Genomic DNA, 23579 nt, shown 5'->3' on the forward strand with positions numbered 1-23579 from the left:
TTGTCGCCCGCCGAGTCGGCGGAATTATCTCGCAAATGCGAAAAAGATGGACAGCCGCAACCGAGCGGGCTGCCGGATCGTTGTGACTTCTCAGGAGAGTGTCGACGGCACCGCTATGTCTCCGTCGGCCGCATAGGGCGTTCATGAACAGGCGAACTTTTGTGTCCGGTCTGCCGGCGGCACTGGCGGTGGCCAGTGCCGCCCTGCGCTCGCCCGCCGCGTTTGCGCAGGCGCCGCTGCCGCTTCTCGACGATCCCGTGCCGTTCAGCCGCGACTGGCTGCTCGAGACCGCACAGGCGCTTTCCGCAGAAGCCTACCGGGAACCGAACAACGCGCTGCCGGGCGATCTCGGCGACATGGGCTACGATCTCTACCGCGACATCCGGTATCGGCCGGAGGCCCGTATCTGGGCCGGGACCGAGATGCCGTTCACGGTGGACCTGTTCCATCGCGGGTTCATCTATCGCGACCGCGTCGACATCGCGCTGGTGGAGAACGGCGAGGCCCGGCGCATCCATTATACGCCGGAGCTGTTCGACTTCGGGAAGGCTCCGCAGCCGCCGGCCGACGCCGATGTCGGCTTTTCCGGGTTCCGCCTGCGCCACCCGATCAACGCGCCCGACGTCTGGGACGAGTTCCTGGTCTTCCAGGGCGCCTCCTATTTCCGGGCCGTCGGGCAGGGCCAGGTCTACGGGCTCTCGGCGCGCGGCCTCGCGATCAAGACTGCGGCGCCGGAAGGCGAGGAATTCCCGCGCTTCACCCGCTTCTGGATCGAGGCGCCCGGACCGCAGACGCGCGAGATCACGATCCACGCCCTCCTCGACAGCCCGTCCACGACCGGCGCTTACCGGTTCGTGATCCAGCCGGGCGTGGAAACGGTCATGGAGGTGGAGGGAACGCTCTACCCGCGCACCGAGCTCGGCGGGCTCGGGCTCGCGCCGCTCAGCTCCATGTTCCTGTTCGACGCGACCAACCGGTTCCGCTTCGACGACTTCCGCCCCGCCGTCCACGATTCGAACGGCCTGCTGATGCTGACGGGCAACGGCGAATGGCTGTGGCGCCCGCTCGCCAACCCGGCCGAGCTTCAGCTCTCGGCGTTTCGCGACCAGGCGCCGCGCGGCTTCGGCCTGATGCAGCGCGCGCGGAGCTTCGACCGCTTCCAGGACCTCGAGGCGCGCTACGAACGGCGACCCAGCGTCTGGGTGGAGCCCCTCGGCGACTGGGGCCCGGGCCACGTTGTTCTCCTGGAAATCCCGGTCGACATGGAGATCCACGACAACGTCACCGCCTTCTGGCGGCCCGCCGATCCGCTGCCGCAGGGCGAACCCTGGACCTGCCGCTACCGGCTGCGCTGGCTGCAGAATGTCGAGCACGAGCTCCTCGCCGCCACCGCCTCGCGATCCGGCCTGACCATGAACCAGAACCGGCGCATCTTCGCCGTCGACTTCAAGAGCCCGAACCTGCCGCCGATCGATACGCTGACCCTGGAGGTCGGCGCGTCGGCCGGGGAGGTCGTCCACCCCGTCCTTCAGCAGAACCCGAACGACGGCACGATCCGCGCCTCCTTCCAACTCGACCCGGGCAACGAGGCGCTGTCCGAGCTCCGCCTTCGGATCACCGCCGACGGCAAGCCCGCGAGCGAGACCTGGCTCTACCGATGGACCAGACGATGACCACGGAAACCTCCGTTCTTCAGCTCGTCACCGGCGCCGGCATGCCGCCCCGCGAGCCGCTGCCCATGCCCGTGCAGGATCTCGGAAAGGCGCCGGAGGGCGTGATGCCCGACCGGCCGGACCTCAGGGTGGCCTGGGCGCGGTTCGTGACGTTCGGCGGTGCGCTCGCGCTCACGATCTTCGGCCTCTACCAGATGGTCGCGGTGGTCTCGATCGGTGGCACCACGATCCTGGAAGGCGTCATGACGGCGCTCTTCACGGTCACCTTTGCCTGGATCGCGCTTGCCGCGACGACGGCGCTCGCCGGCGTGATCGCCGGCCCGCGGATGCGCACGCTCGCCGTCGACCCGCGGCCGCTCTCGGCGCGCACCGCGCTGGTCATGCCGATCTACCAGGAAGATCCCCGGCGGACGACCGCGTGCCTCCAGGCCATGGCGGAGGATCTCGCCCGTCTCGGCGCCGCCCCGAATTTCGAGATCGTGATCCTGAGCGATTCCACCAACGCCGACGCCTGGATCCGCGAGACCACCTCCGTCAGCCGCCTGGCATCCGCTCTCGCCGGCACGATGCCGGTCTGGTACCGCCGGCGGTGGCACAACACGGCCAAGAAGGCCGGCAACCTGAAGGACTTCGTCGAGAACTGGGGCGGCCGCTACGACCACATGGTGGTTCTGGACGCCGACAGCCTGATGAGCGGGCAGACGCTGGTGGCGCTCGCCCGTGCGATGGAGGCCGACCCGCGCCTCGGGATCCTGCAGACGGTGCCGGTGCTGGCGAACAGCCGCACGCTGTTTGCCCGGCTGCAGCAGTTCGCCGGCCGCATCCACGGGCCGATCGTCGCCCGCGGGCTGGCCGCCTGGCAGGGCTTCGACGGCAATTACTGGGGCCACAACGCGATCATCCGCACGGCCGCCTTCGCCGGCGCCTGCGGCCTGCCCGACCTGCCCGGCCGCAAGCCCTTCGGCGGCCACGTCATGTCGCACGATTTCGTCGAGGCGGCGCTGATGCGGCGCGCCGGCTGGCGCGTGGAGATGGCCTCCGAGCTCGAAGGCTCGTGGGAGGAAAGCCCGCCCTCCCTCATCGACGTGGCGATCCGGGACAGGCGCTGGGCTCAGGGCAATCTCCAGCACGGCAAGGTGATCGGCGCGCGCGGGCTCGCCTGGCCGAGCCGCGTCCACTTCGCGACCGGGATCATGAGCTACATCGCCTCGCCGATGTGGCTCCTGCTGATCATCGCCGGCCTCGCCCTGTCCACGCAGGCGCACTTCATCAGGCCGGAATATTTCGCCAAGGACTTCCAGCTCTTCCCGACCTGGCCGCGCTTCGATTCGGAGCGCATGATCCAGCTCTTCATCCTCACCATGGGCGTGCTCTTCTTCCCGAAGATGCTCGGCCTGGTGCGGGCGCTGCTCGACCCGGATCTGCGGCGGGGCTCCGGCGGCGCGCTCGGCCTCGTCGCCAGCGCGATCCTGGAGATCCTGATCACCTCGCTCTACGCGCCGATCATGATGCTGGTCCACAGCCGCCACGTCTTCGAGATCCTGCTCGGCCGCGATTCCGGCTGGGCGAAGCAGCGCCGCGGCCACGAGGCGGCGGACTGGGCGGAGGCGATGATAAGGCATCGCTGGCATACGGTGGCCGGCATCGCCGTGACCGTGCTCGCCGCCTTCATCGCGCCGGTCATGCTCGCCTGGCTCTCGCCGGTCATCATCGGCCTCGCCTTCTCGATCCCGCTCTCCTGGATGAGCGGCAGCGCACGGGCGGGCGACGCGCTCGCGCGGGCCGGCGTGCTCGTCACGCCGGAGGAGACCCGGCCCGACCCGATCCTCCTGCGGGCCGATGCCATCGAAGCCGCCCTACCCGCTTTGCCTGCGGACGGCATCGAGGCGCTGGTCTGCGATCCGGTTGCGCGGCAGAATCATTTCGAGCGCGTGGGCGAGCCGCCGGCGCCGCGCCGCGGGCATCCCGAGCCCGAGCAGCTGACCGCGACGGCCAAGGTGCGCGAGGCGGCGACGCAGGCGGAGGCGCTGTCCTGGCTGAAGGGGCGCGAGCGGCTCTACGTCGCCGCCCACGCCGATCTCGCCGAAGCGATCGCCAGGCTCCCGGTCGATGCCATCGCGGCGGATGTGCCCGAGGCGGTCGCCCGCCGCGCCTGAGGCGCAGCAGCCGGCGCGGAGAAACCGCGCCGACGCTCGTCGCGGCATCGCTGCGGTCGCTTGTCCCGGTCAGGCGCCGAGGAAGGGCTCCACGACGCCGCCCGGGCCGAACCGGCCGATCCGCTTGATCTCCCAGTCGAGGCGGATGCCGGATCGCTCCAGCACGCGGGCGCGCACCGTCTCCCCGAGGAGCTCCAGATCGTGCCCGGTCGCATTGCCGACATTGAGCAGGAAGTTGCAGTGCATCTCGGAGACCTGCGCGTCGCCGATGGAAAGCCCGCGGCAGCCGGCCGCATCGATCAGCTGCCAGGCCTTGTCGCCGGGCGGGTTCTTGAACGTGGACCCGCCCGTCCGGCTCTTGATCGGCTGCGCCGTCTCACGGTGTTCCTGGACGGCGTCCATCGCCGCCCGGATCGCCTCGCGCTCCTCGGCATGGCCTTCGTAGAGCGCCTCGACGAAGATCAAATCGTCCGCCGCCGAGGAATGGCGGTAGGAATAACCCATGTCCGCGTTGGTCAGGACGTGCCGTTCGCCGCGGCGGTCGATCGCCACGACCTCGAGGACGCGCTCCCTGGTCTCCACGCCGTTCGCACCCGCATTCATCCTGAGCGCGCCGCCGATGCCGCCGGGAATGCCGTGGTAGAAGGCGAACCCGCCGATCCCGGCTTCCAGCGCATGCGCCGCCACGCGGCGGTCGGCGAGCGCGGCGCCGACGCGGATGCGGGTGCCCTCGACCGAGACCTGGCCGAAGCCGCGCGCCGACAGGCGGATAACCACGCCGGGCACGCCGCCGTCGCGCACGAGGAGGTTCGAGCCGAGCCCGATCACCGTGACCGGCACCTCCTCCGGAACCGCCCGCATCAGGAAGGCGAGATCCTCCTGGTCGGCCGGCATCGCCAGAATCTCGGCCGGGCCGCCGGCGCGGAACCACACGACCGGCGCAAGCGGCTGATCCGGCTGGAGCGAGCCCCGGAAGCCGTCGAGGCGGTCGCGCAGACGGTCGAGCAGATGGTTCGTCATGGAGCGGAAACCCGAGGTCAGGACTTCACTACGGCGAGCGCCTGCGGCAGCGCGTTCGCCCAGCGGGAGATCGAGCCGGCGCCGAGGCAGACCACCATGTCGCCCGGACGGGCAAGGCCCGCGACCATCGGAGCGAGCGCTTCCTCGCCGGCGAGCGGGCGCACGTCCCGGTGGCCGCCGGCGCGCAGCCCCTCCACCAGCGAATCACGATCGGCGCCCTCGATCGGCGCCTCGCCTGCGGAATAGACTTCGGCCACGATCACGGTGTCCGCCTCGTTGAAGCAGGTGCAGAACTCGGCGAAGAGGGCGTGCAGCCGCGTATAGCGGTGCGGCTGCACCACGGCGATGACCCGCCCCCTCGCGGCCGACCGTGCGGCATGCAGGACCGCCGCGATCTCGACGGGGTGATGGCCGTAATCGTCGTAGACGTCGACGCCGTTCCAGGTGCCGGTATGGGTGAAGCGCCGCTTCACGCCGCCGAAGCCGGCGAGCCCTTTCCGGATCGCGTCGGCGGGGATGCCGAGGGCGCGCGCCACCGCGATCGCCGCCGTCGCATTGGAGACGTTGTGCACGCCCGGCATCGGCAGGGTCAGGTCCGCGATGGTCTCCATCTCGCCGGTCACGCGGTCGCGCCGCTCGACGGTGAAGTGCGACAGCCCCCCGTCCGGGCGCAGGTCGGCGAACCGCACCTCGGCCTGGGGATTGCGGCCATAGGTGATGATGCGGCGGTCCTCGATGCGCGCGACGAGCGCCTGCACTTCCGAATGGTCGAGGCACATCACGGCGAAGCCGTAGAACGGCACGTTCTCCACGAAGGCCCGGAAGGCCGCGCGGACCTGGTCGAACGAGCCGTAATGGTCGAGATGCTCCGGGTCGATGTTGGTGACGATCGCGATGTCGGCGGGCAGCTTCACGAACGTGCCGTCCGATTCGTCCGCCTCCACCACCATCCAGTCGCCCGACCCGATGCGGGCGTTCGTGCCGTAGGCGTTGATGATGCCGCCGTTGATGACCGTCGGGTCGAAGCCGCCGGCGTCGAGCAGCGCCGCCACCATCGACGTGGTGGTGGTCTTGCCGTGCGTGCCGCCGATCGCGATCGCCGAGTGGAGCCGCATCAGCTCGGCGAGCATCTCGGCACGCCGGACGACCGGCAGGCCGCGGGCGCGCGCCTCCCTCAGCTCCGGATTGTCGCGCTTGATCGCGGAGGACACGACCACGACGGCCGCGCCCTCGACGTTCTCGGGACGATGCCCGATCTGCACCGGAATGCCGTGCTCGCGCAGCCGCTGCACGTTGGCGCTTTCGGCGACGTCGGATCCCGTCACGCGATAGTTCTGGTTGGCAAGCACCTCGGCGATGCCGCTCATCCCGATGCCGCCGATCCCGACGAAATGGACCGGCCCGATGTCACGAGGCATTTTCATCCGGCATCAACTCCGTGGCCGCCGCTTGCGATCCCCGCCACGAGGTCCGCAAGGCACTCGGCGGCATCCGGGCGGCCCTGCCCGGCCGCGGCCCGGGCCGCGCTCTCCAGTTCCCCAGGCGCCTCAATAAGGGCCGCGAGCCGCTTCGCAAAGGCCCCGGGCGTGAACTCCGTCTCCGGCACGAGCCAGGCGCCGCCGGCCGCGGCGAGCGCGGCCGCATTGGCCGCCTGGTCGTGGTCGAGCGCGTGCGGATAGGGCACGAGCATGGCCGGGCGGCCGACCACGGCGATCTCCGTGACGGTTGAGGCTCCGGCGCGGCTCACGACGAGATGGGCATCGGCCAGGCGCCGGGGCATGTCCCTGAAGAAGGGCTCCAGTTCGGCCGCGATCCCAAGCTGGGCATAGCTCGCCCGCGTGCGGACGATGTCCTCCGGCCGGCATTGCTGGACGACCGCGATCCGGCGCCGCTCGGCTTCTCCGAGCTCGCCGAGCGCGGCCGGCACGACATCGGCGAAGACGCGGGCGCCCTGGCTGCCGCCGAACACGAGGAGGTTGAACGGCTCGTCCTCCCCCGGTGCCCGAAAGCGGCGCTCCGCCATCGCCGCGATCGCCGCCCGCACGGGGTTGCCGACGAAGGTCTGCGCCCGCGCAGCTTCGCCGCCCTTCGGATGGTCGAAGCCGGTCGCAAGGTGCGCGCCGAAGCGGACGAGCAGCCTGTTCGCCCGCCCGAGCACCGCGTTCTGCTCGTGGACCAGGATGGGGATCCGCGCGAGCCGCGCTGCGATGAGCGGCGGCACGGTCGGATAGCCGCCGAACCCGACGACGATCCGGGGCGAGACGGCGCGCATCAGGCGCCGCGACTGGAGGAGGCCCCGCCCCATCGTCGCCATCGATCGGAGGATGGCAGCCGGGCTGCCGCCGGAGAGTGCCGCCGCGTGCACGACGTGACGCTCCTCCGGCGGGACGCCCTCGACGAAGTCGCCGACGCGCGGATCGGTCGCAAGCCGGACGCGCCAGCCGCGGGCGAGCAGCGCCTCGCGGAGCGCGAGCGCCGGAAAGAGGTGGCCGCCCGTGCCGCCGGCGACGAGGAGAGCCGTCGCCCCGTAAGCGTCGCTCACGTCTGTGCGACGGCGGCCGCGCGCGGCACGACCGTCACGTGCTGGTCGTAGGACCGGCGTGACAGGGCGAGCAGGAAGCCGACCGTGATCGCCGCCGAAAGCAGCGCCGAGCCGCCATAGGAGATGAACGGCAGCGTCATGCCCTTGGCCGGCAGGATGTGCAGGTTCACCCCCATGTTGATGAACGATTGCATGCCGATCTGGGTCGCGAGGCCGGCGATCGCCAGCCGCTCGAACGCGCTCTTGCGGCGGAACGCCTGCATGAGGCCGCGCATCACCAGTGCGGCGAAGAGGAGCACCAGAAGCATGCAGATGAGGATGCCGAACTCCTCCGCGACGACGGCGAACACGAAGTCGGTGTGGGAGTCGGGCAGGATGCGCTTCATCACGCCCTCGCCCGGCCCGGTGCCCGCCCAGCCGCCGCGCTGGAACGACTGCAGCGCCGTGTCGATCTGGAAGCTGTCGCCGCTCGACGGGTCGAGGAACCGGTTGATGCGGTCGGCGACGTGCGGAAACACCTGATAGGCGAAGAAGAGCCCGACGAGCGACAGGCCCGCGAGCCCCGCCACCACGATCGGCGAGACCCCGGCGAGAAAGAACAGCGCCCCCCAGACCGCCAGCACCAGCATCGTCTGGCCGAGGTCCGGTTCCGCCACCAGGAGCGCGGCCACGATCAGGAGCAGCACCGCGGCGAGAAGCCGGCCCGGCACGTCCGGCCGGTCGCTCCCTTCGGCGAAGAGCCATGCGCAGATCACGATGAAGGCGGGCTTCATGAACTCCGAGGGCTGGACCGAGATGCCCGCGACGTAGATCCAGCGCCGGGAGCCCTTCACCTCCGCGCCGACGAAGAGCACGGCGATCATCAGGACGAGCGAGACGAGCAGCAGGATAAGCGCGGCGCGCCTGACCTGGCGCGGCGTGAGGAAGGACAGCCCGATCGCCAGCGCCGCCGCGATGGGGGCGAAGAAGGCGTGCCTCAGGACGAAATGGAGGCTCGGCAGGCCGATCCGCTCCGCGACGGGCGGGCTGGCGGCGAGCGAGAGCACGAGCCCCGTCACGAAGAGGAGCATCACGAGCGAGAGCATGGTGCGGTCGACCGTCCACCACCACTGCGCGAACGGCGTCCGGTGCGCCCGGCTGATCATGGGACCGCCTCCTCCCTCACTTGCTCGTCCAAACCTGCCACCGCGCGGCGGAACGCCTCCCCCCGCGCCTCGAAGTCGGCGAACTGGTCGAATGACGCGCAGGCGGGCGACAGCAGGACCGCCGATTCGGCAGAACCGTCGAGAGCCGCATCCTCCGCCGCCATGGTTACCGCCGTCTGAAGATCGCCTGCGATGACGTGCGGAACCCGCCCGGCGAGGGTGGCGGAAAAGGCATCCGCGGCGGCGCCGACGAGGTAGGCCTTCGCGATCCTGGGAAAGAACGGGGCGAGGTCCTCGATCCCGCCGCTCTTGGCGAGACCGCCGGCGATCCAGTAGATCGGGTCGAAGGTGGCGAGCGCCTTCGCCGCGGCGTCGGCGTTCGTCGCCTTCGAATCGTTCACGAAGACGACGCGCCCGCGCCGCGCGACGATCTCCATTCGGTGCGCGAGGCCCGGAAAGCTGCGCATCGCCTCATGGATCGTCTCGGGCGCCAGCCCGAGCGCCCGGCCCGTCGCGAAGGCCGTCGCCGCGTTCTGCCGGTTGTGCGCGCCGCGCAGCGTCGGCAGGTCGGAGAGCTCCGCGACCGGCCGACCGTCCCGCAGCAGGCCGGCGTTTCCGTCCACGCGCCAGGTCGCATCCGTCCCCGGCACGACCGTCACCGTCTCCACCGCCGCGCCGGCGCGGCAGCGCTGCGCCGCCGCGACGTCCGCCATGACCGGCTCGTCCACGCCGATGACGGCCGTGTCGCCCGGCATCATGTTGGCGAAGATGCGCTCCTTGGCGCGCCGGTAGCCCGCCATGTCGCCGTGCCGGTCGAGATGGTCCGGAGTGAGGTTCAGCCAGACCGCGACGTCCGGCCGGAACCGCTCCGTGAGGTCGAGCTGGTAGGACGACATCTCCAGCACGTAGACCCGCCCCTCGGCAGGGGCGGCGAGGTCGAGCGCGGCCCTGCCGATATTGCCCCCCACTTCCACGGCGAGGCCCGCCTCCGCCAGCACGTGCCCGATGAGCGCGGTCGTGGTCGACTTGCCGTTCGTCCCGGTGATCGCGACGAAGCGGCTCCGCCCCGCCGCCTCCCGCCACAGGAGCTCGATGTCGCAGACGATCGCCACGCCGGCCGCGCGCGCCGCCGCCACCACGGGGTGCGGCTTCGGGTGCGTCAGCGGAATGCCCGGCGCGAGGACCAGGCATTCGAGCTCCGCCCACGGCCAGTCCGCGAATGCCGAGCAGGCGGCGCCGATTGCAGCGGCCGAGGCCCGCGCCGGATCCCGGTCGTCCCAGGCGATGACGCGCGCGCCGCCCTCGACGGCCGCCCGCACCGTCGCCAGCCCGCTCCGCGCGAGCCCGAAGACCGCGACGGTCTTGCCGGCGAGGTGGGTGAGCGCGACGGTCATCTCAGCGCAGCTTCAGCGAGGAGAGCCCGATCAGGGCGAGGACGACGGCGATGATCCAGAACCGGATCACGACCTGCGGCTCCGTCCATCCCAATTGCTCGAAATGGTGATGGATCGGCGCCATCCGGAACACGCGCTTGCCGGTGAGCTTGAACGAGGCGACCTGGATGATCACCGAGAGTGCCTCCGCCACGAAGATCCCGCCGATGATGGCGAGCACGATCTCGTGCTTCGTGGCGACGGCGATCGCCCCGATCATGCCGCCGAGCGCGAGCGAGCCGGTGTCGCCCATGAAGATCGCGGCGGGCGGCGCATTGAACCAGAGGAAGCCGAGCCCCGCCCCGAGCAGCGCGCCGGTGATGACGGCGAGCTCGCCGGTCCCGCGCACGAAGTGGATCTGCAGGTAGTCCGCGAATACGGCGTTCCCCGAAAGATACGCGATCAGCCCGAAGGAGGCGCCGGCGATCATGACCGGCACGATGGCGAGGCCGTCGAGGCCGTCCGTGAGGTTCACCGCGTTGCCGGCGCCGACGATGACGAAGGCGCCGAAGGCGATGAAGAAGATGCCGAAATCGACGAGCACGTTCTTCAGGAACGGCAGCGTCAGCGAACTTGCGAGCCGCGGGTCGCCAGCGCGCATCATGATGTAAACGGCGATGCCGGCGATCACGAACTCGATGCCGAGCCGCGTCTTGCCGGAGAGGCCCCGGTGCGAGGCTTTCGTCACCTTGAGATAGTCGTCGTAGAAGCCGATCGCGCCGAAGCCGACGGTCACGAGCAGCACCGCCCAGACATAGGGGCTGTCGAGGTCCGACCAGAGCAGCGCCGAGACCAGCAGGCCGGACATGATCATCAGGCCGCCCATGGTCGGCGTGCCGGCCTTCTTGAAGTGCGACTGCGGCCCGTCCTCGCGGATCGGCTGGCCCTTGCCTTGCTTCAAACGGAGGAGTTGGATGATGCCGGGGCCGAACAGGAAGACGAAGAGCAGCGCCGTCATGGTCGCCGCGCCGGTTCGGAAGGTCAGGTACCGGAAGACGTTGAGGAACGAGAACTGGTCGGCGAAATCGCCGAGATAGGTCAGCATCGGCCCTGCCCCGCGGCACTCGGGAGCGACGGCCCACGCGCCGCCCCGGGATCGAATCGCCGCTTCAGGTCGTCGACGACCAGTCCCAATCGGGTCCCGAGCGAAGCCTTCACGACGAGCACGTCTCCCGGCCGCACGGCGTCCGCCAGAATCGGAACGATCGCCTCGACCGATTCCGCATAGGCGCCGCGGCGTGCCTCCGGCAAGTCCTCCCACAGGGAGCGCATCTCCGGCCCGACGAGGAAGACGCGATCCGCACCCGAGGCGGCCACCGCGTCGCCCAGGCCGCGGTGGAGCTCGGCCGACCGGGCGCCGAGCTCGCGCATGTCGCCGAGCACCGCGATCCGGCGGCCGCCTCTGCCGGGCTCCGCCTGATGGAGAAGGGCGAGCGCGGCGCGCATCGAGGCTGGATTGGCGTTGTAGCTCTCGTCGATCAGCGTGAAGGCGCCGTCAGGGTGGGTCAGGGCGAACCGCTCGCCCCTGCCCTTCGGCGCGGTGAAGCCGGCGAGCGCGGCGGCCACCGCCGCGAGGTCCGCGCCGAGCGCGTGGGCCGCCCCGAGCACGGCGAGCGAGTTCTGCACGAGGTGCCGCCCCGGCGCGCCGAGGCGGTATTCGACCGGCTGTCCGCCGACGCTCGCCCGCACCCGGGAATGGTCGGCGGCGAGCTCCACGGCGACGAGCCGGACCGTCGCCTCCGGGTGCTCGCCGAAGGCGACGATGCGGGCCCCTGCCTCCGAAGCGCGCATCGCGAGGCGCTCGAACCAGCGATTGTCGCGGTTGATGACGGCCGCGCCGCCGGGGACCAGTCCCTCGAAGATCTCGGCCTTCGCATCGGCGATCGCCGCCTCGTCCGGGAAGAACTCGATGTGGACGGGCTCGACCGTGGTCACGATCGCCACGTGCGGCCGCACCAGGCGAGTGAGCGGAGCGATTTCGCCGGCGTGGTTCATGCCGATCTCGAAGACGCCGAAGCGCGTCTCCTGCGGCATGCGGGCGAGCGTCAGGGGCACGCCCCAATGGTTGTTGAAGGACCCGACCGGCGCGTGGGTCTGGCCAAGGCCGGAGAAGGCGAGCCGGAGCATCTCCTTCGTCCCCGTCTTGCCGACCGACCCGGTGACCGCGATCGCCTGGCCGGCAAACCGTTCTCGCGCCGCGCGCCCGAGCCGGACGAGCGCGTCGAGCGGATCGTCCGCCACGACGAGGAGCGGCCCGGCAGCGTCCTTGGGCTCCCGGCCGGCCGACACGATTGCGAGCGCCGCGCCCGCCTGCAGCGCCTGCGGCACGAAGGCGTGGCCGTCGAAGCGGTCGCCCCGGATCGCGAAGAAGGCGTCGCGCGGCGCAACGGTGCGGCTGTCGATCGAGATGCCCGAAACGGGGGTGGGCGGGGGGCCGACCAACCTGCCTGCGGTCGCCGCAACCAGATCGTCGATGGTCCAGAGGTCCGTCATCATCTTTCCGCCAAAGCGGCCAGAGCTTTACGGACTTCCTCCTGATCAGAGAAGGGCAATGTGACGTCGCCGACGATCTGGCCGGTCTCGTGTCCCTTTCCGGCCACGAGGAGGACGTCGCCCGGCATCAGCCCTGCCACGGCGGCATTTATCGCGGCGCGGCGGTCGCCGATCTCGGCAGCCTGCGGCGCGCCGCCCATGACTGCGTGCCGGATGGCGGCCGGATCCTCGCTGCGCGGATTGTCGTCGGTCACGATGACCGCATCGGCGTGGGCGGCGGCGGCTTCGCCCATCAGCGGCCGCTTGCCCGGATCGCGGTCGCCGCCTGCGCCGAACACGACGATCAGCCGGCCCTCCGTGTGCGGCCTCAGGGCGTCGAGCGCGTTGGCGAGCGCGTCCGGCGTATGCGCGTAGTCCACGAAGATGCGCGCGCCGGCCGGATGCGTGCCGACCGGCTCGAGCCTGCCGCTCGCGCCCTGCAGGTGCTCGAGCGCGGACAACGCCATTTCCGTCGGCACGCCCGTCGCGATCGCCAGGCCTGCCGCGACGAGCGCGTTGGAGACCTGGAAGCGGCCGACCAGCGGCAGGACCACCTGCGCGGTTCGGCCGTCCGATTCGACCGCCAGCCGCGCGCCTGCGGGGAGCCTTTCGAGCTTCGCCAGGCGCAGCGTGTCGCCACGCTCGCCCACGCCCAGGACGCGGAGCCCGCGCGCACCGGCGACCGACCGTACCCTGGCCGATTCGGCCTCGTCGGCATCGACGACGACTGCGGCCGTCTCCGGCAGCACGGTGTCGAACAGCCGGAGCTTGGCCGCGAAATAGGCCTCCAGCGTCTCGTGGTAGTCGAGGTGGTCGCGGGAGAGGTTCGTGAACCCGCCCGCGGCGAAGCGCACGCCGTCCAGCCGGCGCTGCTCCAGGCCGTGACTCGACGCTTCGAGCGCGAGGTGCGTGATGCCGTCCTCGGCGAGGTCTGCGAGCATCTCGTGCAGCCCAACCGGGTCGGGCGTGGTGAGGCTGCCGCCCGTCCTCGCTCCCGGCGCGACGAGCCCGATCGTGCCGAGGCTCGCGGCCCGCAGCCCGGCATGCTCCCAGATCTGGCGGAGGAAGACGGTCACGGACGTCTTGCCGTTGGTGCCGGTGACGGCGACGACGGTTTCCGGCTGCGAACGGTAGAAGCGCGCCGCGGCAAGGGCGAGCGCGCGCCGGACGTCCGGAACCCGGATCACGGGCACCGCCACCTCGCCCTCGATCGTCTGCCCTTCGCCGATGAGGATCGCTGCCGCCCCGGAGCGAACCGCCTGGGGCACGAAGCGGGCGCCGTCGGCGCGGGTTCCGGGCACGGCCACGAACAGGGTCCCGGGGCCGACCTTCCGGCTGTCCGCCGTCAGGCCCGAGATCGGAAGATCGGCGGCCCCGCCCCTCGCGAGACCCCGATCGACAAGCCCGCCGAGCGGGCGCGGCGGGCTTTTCCGCATGCGGACGACCGGCCTAGAGGGCGGAAGCGAGAGCCATGGCCGGCTCTTCCTCGGGGTCGATCAGGAGCGGCTCGACGCCGAGCATCGGTGCGATTCTCCGGATGATCCCGGCGACCGCCGGCGCGGTGTTCAGGCCGGCCGTCGCACCGATCCCCGGCTTCTCGGGCTCCGGCTCGTCGAGGACGACGAGGACGAGGTAGCGCGGATCGTCCATCGGGAACCCGGCGAGGAAGGCGTTCCGGCGCTTGCTCGAGGAATAGCGCCCGTTCACGACCTTCTCGGCCGTCCCGGTCTTGCCGCCGACGCGGTAACCGGCGACGGAGGCGCGCTTGCCGGACCCCTTGATCACGTTCAGCCGGAAGAGATGCCGGAGATAGTCGCTCGTCTCCGGCTTCAGCACCCGGTGCGCGACCTGCATCGCCTCCTCCTCCGTGCGCGGCAGGAAGGTCGGCGGGACATAGACGCCGCCGTTGATGAGGGCCGCGCCCGCCGCCGCCGTCTGGAGCGGCGACACCGAGATGCCGTGGCCGAACGCCATCGTCACCGACGAGATCTTGCTCCAGGGCAGCTTCGGGACGATCGGCGCGCCGGTCTCGGGCAGTTCCGTCCTCAGCTCCGACAGGAAGCCGAAGCGCGAGAAATAGTCCCTCTGCACGTCGGTGCCGGCCTTCAGGACCATCCGGCCCGTGCCGATGTTCGAGGAGTAGATGAACACTTCCGGCACCGTCAGCCACCGCCGCTTGCCGTGGAAGTCGTTGATGCGGAAGCCGCCGATCGCCAGGCCCGACGTCGCGTCGAAGGACTCGTTGATGCGGGCCGCGCCGGAATCGAGCGCCATCGCCGCCGTGAAGCCCTTGAAGGTGGAGCCCATCTCGAACACGCCGACGGTCGCCCGGTTCATGCGGTCCTTATCGAGCACCTGCGCCCGGTCGTTCGGGTCGTAGTCGGGCAGCGAACTCATGCCGACGATCTCGCCGGTGCGCACGTTCATCACGATTCCGACGGCGGCGATCGCGTGATAGCGCGCCATGGCGTCCGCCAGTTCGTTTCGCACCGCGTGCTGGACCCGGAGGTCGGTCGCGAGCCGCACCGGCTCGAGCGCACGCTGCGTCGCGAAACCGGCGGCGGCAAGGTCGTTCAGGTAGGAGCTGTCGATGTAGCGCTCGATGCCGGCAATGCCCTGATTGTCGACATTGACGGCGCCGAGGATGTGGCCCGCCGTCGGCCCGCCGGGATAGAAGCGCTTGTTCTCGACGCGGAACCCGATCCCGGGAATGCCGAGGCTGTGGACCTGCTGCTGCTGACGCGGCGTGATCTCGCGCTTCAGGTAGAGGAAGGCCGAATTGGTGGCGAGCTGCCGGCGCAGGCGGTCGCGGTCGAGGTCGGGGAATACGGTCGCGAGCTGCTCGCTCGCTTCGTCCGGATCGACGATGCGGCGCGGCTCGGCGAACAGCGAAGCCGTCTTGATGTCGGTCGCGAGCGTCTCGCCGTTGCGGTCCACGATGTCCGGCCGCGACATGGATGCGCTCTGCGCGAACGCGCCCGGCCCGTCCTTCCAGTCCGCCGAGGCGACGCCGAGCACGGTCAGGCGCAGCGCAAGGGCCGCGTAGAGCAGGCCGAAGCCGGCGAGGACCAGGAGGACCCGGGCCTTGCCCTGCCGGTCGCCCTGGCGGGCGCCTCCGGCCGCTGCGCCGAGCGCCCGCCTGGCATGGCGCCAGGCCGTTGCGGGAGGTTGGATGGTCACTGCGCGGCCCCTCCTGAGGTGTCGAACAGCGCGGCGAGCGCGTCCTTGTCGTTCATGGTTGCGCCTTCGAGGAGCGCGGCGAGCGCGTCCTTGTCCTCCGACTTCGGCCCGGCCGGCCGGAACGGCAGATCCTCGATGGTGACGAGCTGCTTCGGGTCGAGCGGCTTAAGGCCGAGCTGCTCGCCATGCCGGTCGACCAGCTCCTGGACCCGGCTCGGCTGGACCAGATAACTCCACTCGGCCTTGAGAAGAGACAGGGTCTCGCGCTCCGAATCGAGCTGCCGCTGCAACTGCGCGGTCCGATCGGCAATGGCTTCGGCCCGGTACTTCACCTGGAAGACGAAGACCGCGGCACTCGCCGCCGCGGCCGCCGAGATCACCTGCAACCAGCGGATCATTGATAGGCCTCCGGGCCGGGAATCGGCAGCTGCGGCACGCCGAGGGCGGCCATGTCGAGGGAATGGGCGAGCGCGGCCGTCCGGGACGCCGCCCGCAGCCGCGCCGACCGCGCCCGCGGATTGCGTTCGATCTCGGCCTCTCCGGGCTCGACCGGCTTGCGGTTGAGGAGCGAGAAGCTCGGCTCGGGGCCGCTCACGAGCGGCCCGTGGCGCGACCCCTGGTTCAGGCGGCTGCGCTCCTGCATGAAGCGCTTCACGATCCGGTCCTCCAGCGAGTGGAAGGTCACGACGACGAGCCGCCCGCCCTCGCGCAGCACCGCTTCGGCGGCGGCGAGGCCCCGGGCGAGCTCCTCGAGCTCGCGGTTCACGAAGATGCGAAGCGCCTGGAAGGTGCGGGTCGCCGGGTGGATCCGCTGCGGGCCCGGCCGGCCGATCGCGCGCTCCACGATCTCCGCGAGTTGCCGCGTCGTCTCGATCGGCGCCTCGCGCCGCGCCGCCTCGATGGCGCGCGCCACTCGGCCCGCGTGACGCTCCTCGCCCAGCTTTCCGATGATCGCGGCGAGATCCCGCCATTCGGCGCTGTTCACGACATCGGCGGCGCTCGGCCCGTCCTGGCCCATGCGCATGTCGAGCGGCCCGTCCTTGCGGAACGAGAAGCCGCGCTCGGCCTGGTCGAGCTGCATGGACGAGACGCCGATGTCGAGGACGACGCCGTCTGCCGGCGCGAAACCCTGCGCCGCGGCATGGGCATCGAGATCCGAGAACCGTCCTTCCACCAGAATCAGTCGGTTAGCGTACGTTTCTCTTATACGCGCTCCGGCGGCGATGGCGCTCGGATCGCGATCGATCGCGAGCACCGTCCCACCGCGGTCGAGGATCGCGAGGCTGTAGCCGCCGGCGCCGAATGTGCCGTCGACGTAGCGCCCGTTCGGCGCGACCGCGAGCGCATCGAGGACTTCGGGCAGGAGGACAGGCAGGTGGCGGGCCGGTCCGCCGGCACCCTCTTGCGAGGGGCGGCCCGCCGTCATGCCTGTTCTCCGGCGCCCGAATGACCCGGATTGTTGCGGCCGAGGCCGCGCGTCACCGACCTGAGATGCGCGCGCGCCTCCTTCTGGCGCGCCTCGAAGCGCTCCGGCGCCCAGATCTGGAACTTGTAGCCCTGCCCGACGAACGCCACCGCATCCGCGATCCCGGCATGGGCGCGGAACTCCTCCGGCAGCACGATGCGGCCGTCCTGGTCGATCTTCAGGACCCGGCTCTCGCCGTAGAAGGCGGTCGAGAGGATCTCGTGCTCCTCCGAGAACGTCTCGAAGGCCGAGAGCCGGCTCGCGATCGCCTCCTGGAGCCGCTGCCCGCCGCCGTCGACGGCCGGCTGGTCGAGCGCCGGATAGCAGTAGAGGCCATCCTGCCCCTCGCGGGCGAGCACCGAACGGAAGGGCGCCGGAACCGAGACTCGACCCTTCTGGTCGAGCCGGTTCGTGAAGGTCGCCACAAAGCCGTCCATTACGCATTGCACCCCGCCCCTTCCCGGCGACGGCGCACTCGCGCGCCCGCCGGGCCGCCCCATCACCCGCCGGATCCCCGGCGCGCGCCGAACGGCCGAGGCCGACGGGAGGCGCAGGAGCCCCGCTCATGGGACACTCTGGAGGTATCATGGGATGGTATGGGCGTCAATGGAACGCGCCCGATTTCCGCCCTAATCGGACGCGCCTTGTTCTTCCGGCGCCGCCGCAATACTGTCGCCCAAGCACAGGAATTTCTTACCAAATCCTTGATGGAACTGCTTGGGCCAGAAAATCCCGGATGGCTGGACCGGCTCCCGCCGGGCGAGCCGATGGTCCCGATCGAGCGCCGCGCCTCGCCCAATTCGGGGGCGCGGACATGCGGACCCACGGACATCCTGCTCATCCACTACACGGGCATGCCGGACGCCGAGCAGGCGCTCGCCTGGCTGTGCAATCCGGCGAGCGGCGTCTCCTGCCATTTCTTCGTGTTCGAGGACGGCCGGATCGTGCAGCTCGTCCCGGAAAGCCGGCGCGCCTGGCATGCCGGCGCCTCGCGCTGGGCCGGCGAGAGCGACGTCAATTCGCGGTCGATCGGCATCGAGGTCGCCAATCCGGGCCATGACGGCGGCTCGCCGCCCTTTCCCGAGCGGCAGATCGAGGCGCTGACCGCGCTCTGCCGGACCCTGGTGGGGCGCCATCCCATACCGCCCCGGAAGGTGCTCGCCCATTCCGACGTCGCGCCTGGCCGGAAGCTCGATCCGGGCGAACGTTTCCCCTGGGCGCATCTCGCTGCCGCCGGCATCGGCCACTGGTGCGAGCCGGCGCCGATCGACGGTGGTCCCGCCCTCGGCCCCGGGGCGACGGGCGCGGCCGTGGAGCGGCTTCAGGCGCTGCTCGCGCTCTACGGCTACGGGATCGGAGTCACGGGCGCGTACGACGCGCGGACCGAGGCCGTGGTCGCCGCCTTCCAGCGCCATTTCCGGCCCGCTCTGGTCGACGGCGTTGCGGATCGTTCCACGATCGAAACGCTCCGGAGGCTCATTTCAGCTCTCCCCTAGGCCGGCCGGACCCTGCGGCGCGGGACCGTCGTCCTCCGGAGGCGGCGCGAGCAGCTCGGCGATCCGGGCGACGCGCCCGGTCGGCGGCGGGCGGCCCTCGTTCGCCAGCGCCTCGTCGCAATAGGCCCAGCCGCGGGCCATCGCGACCTCCTCCGCCGTCGCGCCCATCCGGACGATGTCGGCGATCAGGATGTCGTCGACCGGCCCGAGCACGGCCACGATCTCGTCGCGCGTCAACGCCGCCATCACGTCCTCCCGAATTGTCCGCGATAGACCCCGAACGCGTCGGGCCGCGTCGCGTTCCGGGCCCGGATGTCGGGAAAGGCGCCAGCCGGCCTGTAAGCCGGGTTCTGTAAGGCCGCGGGCGAACCCGCGACGCGACGGCCATTCATCTGGAGCGCCCGTCTCCGGACGCTTCGCGCGACCGACCCGGACGGCTGGCCCGGAAAAGGCCTGGGCGCGAAGCCCGCGCCGTCCCTTCTTGGTCTTGCTCCCGGTGGGGTTTACCGTGCCGTCCCCGTTGCCGGCGACGCGGTGGGCTCTTACCCCACCCTTTCACCCTTGCCCCGCCAGCGGAGCGGCGCGCCTCTGGCGGCGCCGATCGGCAGGCGGGGCGGTTTGCTTTCTGTGGCACTTTCCCTGGGGTTGCCCCCGCCGGGCGTTACCCGGCACCGTCTTTCCATGGAGCCCGGACTTTCCTCCCCGCCTTCCTTTCGGAAACTGGCGAGGCGGCCGTCCGGCCGGCTGGCACGGCTCAGGTGGCATCGCCCGGCCGCGAGGTCAAGCGCCCGGGGCCGCGCTCCCCAGCGCGGGAACCTGGCGATCCCGCCCCGCCGCCCATCCGAACACGGCGGTGGCGAGCCCGACGGCGAGCAGGAAGGGCGCGATCGCATCCCAGTCGCCCGTCCAGTCATGGATGAGGCCGACGGCGAGCGGACCGCCCGCGGCAATCGTATAGCCGACGCTCTGCACCATGCCGGAGAGCTCCGTCGCCGTCACCGAGTCGCCGGAGCGGAGCACGATGATCGTCAGCGCCAGCGCCATGCTCGCGCCTTGGCCGATGCCGAGCAGCCCGGCCGCCGGGAAGACCAGCCAAGCCGGCGCGTAGAGGCAGCCGAGGAGCCCGAGCGTCGTCGCCGCCGTGACCGTCACGGCTACGATTCCCTGCTGCCGGAGCCGCGTCGCGATAAGCGGCGAGACGAGCGCCCCCGCCACCTGGACCATGATTGAGCCCGACACGATCAACCCGGCATCGACGGCATCGAAACCGCGCGCCCGCAGCATCGGCGCGAGCCAGCCGAACACGATGTAGGAGAGCGAGGACTGCAGACCCATGAAGAGCGTCACCTGCCAGGCGATCGGGCTGCGCCAGAGGAGACCGGCAGGCTGCCGGACCGTCAGGTCCCGCGCGCCGTTCCGCCTGACGACCACGGCCCAGACAAGCGCCGCGGCGAGCGCCGGCGCCGCCCAGAAGGCGAGCGCCCTGTGCCAGCCGCCCATCGCCTCCGACAGCGGCACGCTCGCGCCCGCGCCGAACGAGGCACCGGCGCAGAGCATCATGGTGTAGACCGCCATCATCGGCCCCGCTCTGTGCGGGAAGTCGCGCCGGACGAGGGCCGGCAGCAGCACCCCCATGACGCCGAGCCCGGCGCCGAGCGCGATCGTGCCGACGACCAGCGCCGGATAGGAGACGACCATCCGGAGCAGCGCGCCGGCCGTCAGGACGGCGAGGGACGCCAGGATCGCCGCCTCGGTCCCGAGCCGGGCCGCGATGCGCGGTGCGCCGAGCCCGAACAGGCCGAGACAGAGCACCGGGATCGTGGTGAGGATGCTCGCCCCCGTCGCCGAGATGCCCGTGTCGCGGATGATTTCCGGCAGCACCGGGCCGAGGCTCGAGAGCACCGGACGCAGGTTGAGCGCGGCCGCGAACATGGCCGCCGCGAGCAGCACCGGGCCGACCCCCGCCGCCGCGGGCGGGGACCTCGAGGAAACGGTCGGCTCGCCCGTCGCGGGCTCGCCCGGTGATCGCATGGCGAGGCCCCGGATGAACGTGCCGGGGCCGTTTAGCCGGGCGAAGGCGATCCGGCAATGCGCACAGGCGCTTGACGGCGTCCGGACGGCCGGGCGGCAGCCTGACGCGCAGCTCGGCGCCGGTTGATTGACAATCGTTTGCAGAACGCTACCACCCATCGACGCAGACGGGTATGCCGTCTCCGGAGGGCCGGACGCATGGGCATGATGGTGGACGGCATCTGGCGCTCGGACGTCGACAGGGTCGCCGCCCCGGACGGGCAGTTCGTTCGGCCGCAGTCGCGCTTCCGCAACTGGATCACGCCGGATGGGCGGCCCGGCCCGAGCGGCGCGGGCGGCTTTCCGGCGGAGCCCGGCCGCTACCACCTTTACGTATCCTACGCCTGCCCCTGGGCGCACCGGACGCTGCTCTACCGCAGCCTGCTCGGCCTCGATAGCTCGATCGGCGTCTCGGTCGTCCACCCGGTCAACATCGTCGAAGGCTGGGACTTCTCCGACTTCCCGGGATCGACGGGCGACCGCCTGCACGGCGCGGGCTATCTCCACGAACTCTACGCCAGGGTCGATCCCGCCTATAGCGGCCGCGTCTCCGTGCCCGTGCTGTGGGACGCCGCCGCCGGGACGATCGTGAACAACGAATCCTCCGAGATCATCCGGATGCTCGGTGCCAATTCCGAGGCGCTCGGCGGCCGGCCCTGCGACTATCGCCCGCCGGCGCTGGAAGGCGAGATCGACCAGGTGAACGAGATCGTCTACGCCGTGAACAACGGCGTCTATCGCTGCGGTTTCGCGAAATCGCAGGCGGCCTACGACGCGGCGGCGGAGCGGCTGTTCGGCGCCCTCGACGCGCTGGAGGCGCGGCTCGGCCGGTCGGAGTACCTCGTCGGCGACCGCGTCACCGAGTCCGACTGGCGGCTGCTCCCCACCGCGCTGCGCTTCGACCCGGTCTACGTCGTCCACTTCAAGTGCAGCCGCCGGCTCTATGCGGAATATCCGAATCTGCAGCGGCACATGATGCGGCTGGTCGAAGCTCCCGGCGTCCGGGAAACCATCCGCCTCGACCACATCCGTCACCACTATTTCCGGTCCCACCTCAACATCAATCCGCACGGCATCATCCCGGTCGGACCAAGGATGCCGTGGGAGCCGTGACGAGGACGCCGGCGGCGGGAGCCGGGCCGGCCTAGGGAGGAAACCGCGCGTGCTGACCCTTTATCACTACGACCGCTCGACGGCGGCGCAACGCGTCCGCCTCGCCCTCGAGGAGAAGGAGATCCCGTGGGAAAGCATCGTCGTCGACACGGCGCGCGGCGACGTCGAGGCGCTGCCGGACGAGTATCACCGGCTCAACCCGAAGGGCCTCGTCCCGGTCATCATCCGCGACGGCAAGGCGATCCCGGAATCCCTCGTCATCCTCGAATATCTGGAGGACGTCTTTCCCGAGCGGCCGTTCCGCCCGGACGCGCCGGAGGACCGCGCCCGGATGCGGCTCTGGATGCGCCGGATCGACGAGGGCATCCACGTTGCGAGCCGCGTCCTCGGCGTCTGCATCGTCAACCGCCACATCTATCGCGAGAAGGGCGAGGAGAAGATCGGAAAGTACTACGCCTCGATGAAGGACGAGGTCCGCAAGACCAACGACCAGCTGAACATCGAGCGCGGCCTCGATTCCCCGCTCCTGCCCGGCGCGGTGACTGCGTTCCGGAAGCTCTTCGAGGAGATGGACGCCTTCCTGGCGGAGAACCGCTGGCTCGCCGGCGACAGCTACTCGCTCGCCGACATGGCGCTCGTCGTCTACGTCAGGCGCCTCGAATCCTTCATGATGGCGCCGCTCTGGTCGGATCTGTCCCGTCTGGAGGAATGGTACCGGCGTATCGAGGCGCGCCCGGCCTACCAGCGCGCTGTCGTCGCCTGGGGCGACGTCACGGAGGCGAAGCGGAAGGCCCACGGCACCGAGGCCTTCCCGCGCATCGCGGCGCTCTGGCGCGGATCGGAGGAGCGCACGGTCGCCTGACGTTCCCGGGCCGCGCTCCGGACTTCCGTTCGGCAGCGGACCCGGCCCGGTGTCGGGTTCCCCTTCATGGAACCAGATCGACACTGCGCGCTTCCGCCTAGCGGAGGTCCGCCATGTCGAAATCGCCTGTCATACTCTGGGGCGCCGTCCTGGGCTTCGCGCTCGGCGGCTTCTTCGACGGCATCCTGCTGCACCAGATCCTGCAGTGGCACCATCTGCTGAGCCTCGTCTCCTGGGCCGGCGACCTCCGTTTCCAGGTGCTCTGGGACGGCTATTTCCACGCACTGATGTACGGGATCGCCGTCCTCGGCCTGTGGGGCCTGTGGCGGGCGCACAGGCGCTCCGGCGTCGAATGGGGCCGGAACCTCGCAGGCGCCCTGCTCGTCGGATTCGGCGCCTGGCACGTGGTCGACGGCGTCCTGTCGCACTGGGTGCTCGGCATTCACCGCATCAAGCTCGACAGCGACAGCCCGCTGGTCTGGGACCTGATCTGGCTCGTCGGCTTCGGGCTCGTCCCGCTCCTGATCGGCTGGACTCTCCTGCGCAGCCACCGTGCCAGGCTGGGATCGCCGCGTCCGTCGGCCGTTGCGGTTCTCGTTCTGGCCGCGCTCACGGCCGGCGCCGGCGCGTGGGCGCTGCAGACGCCGCCGGACCAGCCGTTCACGACGGTCGTCTTCCGGCCCGGCATGGAAGCCGCCGAGGTGATGGCGGCGGTCGCAGGCGCGGGCGCGCGCCTCGTCTGGACCGATGCCGCCATGGGTGTGGTCGTTCTGGACGTTGACCCGGAAAGGCGATGGTCGCTCTACCGGCACGGGGCTGTGCTCGTCAGCGGATCCGGCGTTCCGGCCGGCTGCATCGACTGGAGCAGCGTCTAGCCCCCAACGGGCGTGGT

At 70.8% G+C, this 23579-nt stretch carries 20 protein-coding genes and 1 other RNA gene; 6 read left to right on the top strand and 15 right to left on the bottom strand.

The features are described 5' to 3' along the window. Positions 1–161 precede the first annotated feature (161 nt). Complete coding sequence (locus ACUN0C_RS14125; RefSeq protein WP_445467023.1) at positions 162–1673, top strand: glucan biosynthesis protein; 1512 nt, start codon at positions 162–164, stop codon at positions 1671–1673. Then, on the top strand, positions 1670–3829 hold the full coding sequence (gene mdoH / locus ACUN0C_RS14130) for a glucans biosynthesis glucosyltransferase MdoH (RefSeq protein ID WP_445467024.1): 2160 nt from the start codon (positions 1670–1672) through the stop codon (positions 3827–3829). Before ACUN0C_RS14125 ends, mdoH begins: the two co-directional genes overlap by 4 nt. Positions 3830–3898: 69 nt before the next feature. Here mdoH and murB read toward each other — a convergent pair whose 3' ends face one another. The 12 genes from murB to mraZ are packed head-to-tail and all read right to left on the bottom strand — an operon-like array spanning position 3899 to position 17583. Then, positions 3899–4849, bottom strand: a complete 951-nt coding sequence (murB, locus tag ACUN0C_RS14135; protein WP_445467025.1) for a UDP-N-acetylmuramate dehydrogenase — start codon at positions 4847–4849, stop codon at positions 3899–3901. 17 nt (positions 4850–4866) lie between these two features. Beyond that, a complete protein-coding gene (gene murC, locus ACUN0C_RS14140; protein WP_445467026.1) occupies positions 4867–6273 on the bottom strand; it encodes a UDP-N-acetylmuramate--L-alanine ligase in 1407 nt (468 codons plus the stop codon). After that, the gene (gene murG / locus ACUN0C_RS14145; RefSeq protein ID WP_445467027.1) at positions 6270–7391 is read right to left on the bottom strand and encodes an undecaprenyldiphospho-muramoylpentapeptide beta-N-acetylglucosaminyltransferase; all 1122 of its coding nucleotides are present in this window, start codon (positions 7389–7391) and stop codon (positions 6270–6272) included. Before murG ends, murC begins: the two co-directional genes overlap by 4 nt. Next, a complete protein-coding gene (gene ftsW, locus ACUN0C_RS14150) occupies positions 7388–8536 on the bottom strand; it encodes a putative lipid II flippase FtsW (RefSeq protein WP_445467028.1) in 1149 nt (382 codons plus the stop codon). Before ftsW ends, murG begins: the two co-directional genes overlap by 4 nt. Beyond that, positions 8533–9930 (bottom strand): UDP-N-acetylmuramoyl-L-alanine--D-glutamate ligase, encoded by a 1398-nt coding sequence (gene murD / locus ACUN0C_RS14155; RefSeq protein WP_445467029.1) that lies wholly within the window; start codon positions 9928–9930, stop codon positions 8533–8535. The genes ftsW and murD overlap by 4 nt, the downstream gene beginning before the upstream one ends. 1 nt (position 9931) lies before the next feature. Further along, complete coding sequence (gene mraY / locus ACUN0C_RS14160; protein WP_445467030.1) at positions 9932–11014, bottom strand: phospho-N-acetylmuramoyl-pentapeptide-transferase; 1083 nt, start codon at positions 11012–11014, stop codon at positions 9932–9934. After that, on the bottom strand, positions 11008–12465 hold the full coding sequence (locus tag ACUN0C_RS14165) for a UDP-N-acetylmuramoylalanyl-D-glutamyl-2,6-diaminopimelate--D-alanyl-D-alanine ligase (RefSeq protein ID WP_445467031.1): 1458 nt from the start codon (positions 12463–12465) through the stop codon (positions 11008–11010). Before ACUN0C_RS14165 ends, mraY begins: the two co-directional genes overlap by 7 nt. Further along, entirely contained in the window at positions 12462–13937 is a 1476-nt protein-coding gene (locus ACUN0C_RS14170) for a UDP-N-acetylmuramoyl-L-alanyl-D-glutamate--2,6-diaminopimelate ligase (protein WP_445467032.1), read from the bottom strand. The genes ACUN0C_RS14165 and ACUN0C_RS14170 overlap by 4 nt, the downstream gene beginning before the upstream one ends. 13 nt (positions 13938–13950) lie before the next feature. Continuing rightward, on the bottom strand, positions 13951–15681 hold the full coding sequence (locus ACUN0C_RS14175; RefSeq protein ID WP_445467033.1) for a peptidoglycan D,D-transpeptidase FtsI family protein: 1731 nt from the start codon (positions 15679–15681) through the stop codon (positions 13951–13953). Beyond that, positions 15678–16079 (bottom strand): cell division protein FtsL, encoded by a 402-nt coding sequence (gene ftsL, locus ACUN0C_RS14180; protein WP_445467034.1) that lies wholly within the window; start codon positions 16077–16079, stop codon positions 15678–15680. Before ftsL ends, ACUN0C_RS14175 begins: the two co-directional genes overlap by 4 nt. Beyond that, the gene (gene rsmH / locus ACUN0C_RS14185) at positions 16076–17107 is read right to left on the bottom strand and encodes a 16S rRNA (cytosine(1402)-N(4))-methyltransferase RsmH (protein WP_445467035.1); all 1032 of its coding nucleotides are present in this window, start codon (positions 17105–17107) and stop codon (positions 16076–16078) included. Before rsmH ends, ftsL begins: the two co-directional genes overlap by 4 nt. Then, positions 17104–17583: a division/cell wall cluster transcriptional repressor MraZ gene (gene mraZ, locus ACUN0C_RS14190; protein WP_445467036.1), complete on the bottom strand. Its 480-nt coding sequence runs from the start codon at positions 17581–17583 to the stop codon at positions 17104–17106. Before mraZ ends, rsmH begins: the two co-directional genes overlap by 4 nt. Positions 17584–17913: 330 nt before the next feature. Here mraZ and ACUN0C_RS14195 point away from each other — a divergent pair, with 330 nt between their 5' ends. After that, on the top strand, positions 17914–18642 hold the full coding sequence (locus tag ACUN0C_RS14195; protein WP_445467049.1) for a peptidoglycan recognition protein family protein: 729 nt from the start codon (positions 17914–17916) through the stop codon (positions 18640–18642). On the opposite strand, the gene ACUN0C_RS14200 is transcribed toward ACUN0C_RS14195, so the two are convergent. The 3 genes from ACUN0C_RS14200 to ACUN0C_RS14210 form a co-directional block, all read right to left on the bottom strand. Then, positions 18628–18888, bottom strand: a complete 261-nt coding sequence (locus ACUN0C_RS14200; protein WP_445467037.1) for a hypothetical protein — start codon at positions 18886–18888, stop codon at positions 18628–18630. The genes ACUN0C_RS14195 and ACUN0C_RS14200 overlap by 15 nt on opposite strands. Before the next feature lie 77 nt (positions 18889–18965). Further along, positions 18966–19390, bottom strand: an RNA gene (rnpB, locus tag ACUN0C_RS14205) — RNase P RNA component class A. 32 nt (positions 19391–19422) lie between these two features. After that, on the bottom strand, positions 19423–20673 hold the full coding sequence (locus tag ACUN0C_RS14210) for a CynX/NimT family MFS transporter (RefSeq protein ID WP_445467038.1): 1251 nt from the start codon (positions 20671–20673) through the stop codon (positions 19423–19425). A gap of 198 nt (positions 20674–20871) precedes the next feature. On the opposite strand from ACUN0C_RS14210, the gene ACUN0C_RS14215 reads away from it, so the two are divergent. The 3 genes from ACUN0C_RS14215 (at position 20872) to ACUN0C_RS14225 (ending at position 23562) form a co-directional block, all read left to right on the top strand. After that, a complete protein-coding gene (locus tag ACUN0C_RS14215; RefSeq protein ID WP_445467039.1) occupies positions 20872–21825 on the top strand; it encodes a glutathione S-transferase family protein in 954 nt (317 codons plus the stop codon). A gap of 49 nt (positions 21826–21874) precedes the next feature. Beyond that, complete coding sequence (locus ACUN0C_RS14220) at positions 21875–22687, top strand: glutathione S-transferase family protein (RefSeq protein WP_445467040.1); 813 nt, start codon at positions 21875–21877, stop codon at positions 22685–22687. A 113-nt stretch (positions 22688–22800) separates the two neighbouring features. Then, the gene (locus ACUN0C_RS14225) at positions 22801–23562 is read left to right on the top strand and encodes a DUF2243 domain-containing protein (RefSeq protein WP_445467041.1); all 762 of its coding nucleotides are present in this window, start codon (positions 22801–22803) and stop codon (positions 23560–23562) included. Positions 23563–23579 lie beyond the last annotated feature (17 nt).

The sequence above is a fragment of the Faunimonas sp. B44 genome (assembly GCF_052655945.1).

Coding starts and splice junctions, on each gene's coding strand:
- mdoH (WP_445467024.1), top strand. CDS start 1,670: ATGACCACGGAAACCTCCGTTCTTCAGCTCGTCACCGGCGCCGGCATG.
- ACUN0C_RS14195 (WP_445467049.1), top strand. CDS start 17,914: ATGGTCCCGATCGAGCGCCGCGCCTCGCCCAATTCGGGGGCGCGGACA.
- ACUN0C_RS14215 (WP_445467039.1), top strand. CDS start 20,872: ATGGGCATGATGGTGGACGGCATCTGGCGCTCGGACGTCGACAGGGTC.
- ACUN0C_RS14225 (WP_445467041.1), top strand. CDS start 22,801: ATGTCGAAATCGCCTGTCATACTCTGGGGCGCCGTCCTGGGCTTCGCG.
- ACUN0C_RS14200 (WP_445467037.1), bottom strand. CDS start 18,888: ATGGCGGCGTTGACGCGCGACGAGATCGTGGCCGTGCTCGGGCCGGTC.
- ACUN0C_RS14210 (WP_445467038.1), bottom strand. CDS start 20,673: ATGCGATCACCGGGCGAGCCCGCGACGGGCGAGCCGACCGTTTCCTCG.
- mraY (WP_445467030.1), bottom strand. CDS start 11,014: ATGCTGACCTATCTCGGCGATTTCGCCGACCAGTTCTCGTTCCTCAAC.
- murC (WP_445467026.1), bottom strand. CDS start 6,273: ATGAAAATGCCTCGTGACATCGGGCCGGTCCATTTCGTCGGGATCGGC.
- rsmH (WP_445467035.1), bottom strand. CDS start 17,107: ATGACGGCGGGCCGCCCCTCGCAAGAGGGTGCCGGCGGACCGGCCCGC.
- ACUN0C_RS14170 (WP_445467032.1), bottom strand. CDS start 13,937: ATGCGGAAAAGCCCGCCGCGCCCGCTCGGCGGGCTTGTCGATCGGGGT.
- ftsL (WP_445467034.1), bottom strand. CDS start 16,079: ATGATCCGCTGGTTGCAGGTGATCTCGGCGGCCGCGGCGGCGAGTGCC.
- ftsW (WP_445467028.1), bottom strand. CDS start 8,536: ATGATCAGCCGGGCGCACCGGACGCCGTTCGCGCAGTGGTGGTGGACG.
- ACUN0C_RS14165 (WP_445467031.1), bottom strand. CDS start 12,465: ATGATGACGGACCTCTGGACCATCGACGATCTGGTTGCGGCGACCGCA.
- murD (WP_445467029.1), bottom strand. CDS start 9,930: ATGACCGTCGCGCTCACCCACCTCGCCGGCAAGACCGTCGCGGTCTTC.
- murB (WP_445467025.1), bottom strand. CDS start 4,849: ATGACGAACCATCTGCTCGACCGTCTGCGCGACCGCCTCGACGGCTTC.
- mraZ (WP_445467036.1), bottom strand. CDS start 17,583: ATGGACGGCTTTGTGGCGACCTTCACGAACCGGCTCGACCAGAAGGGT.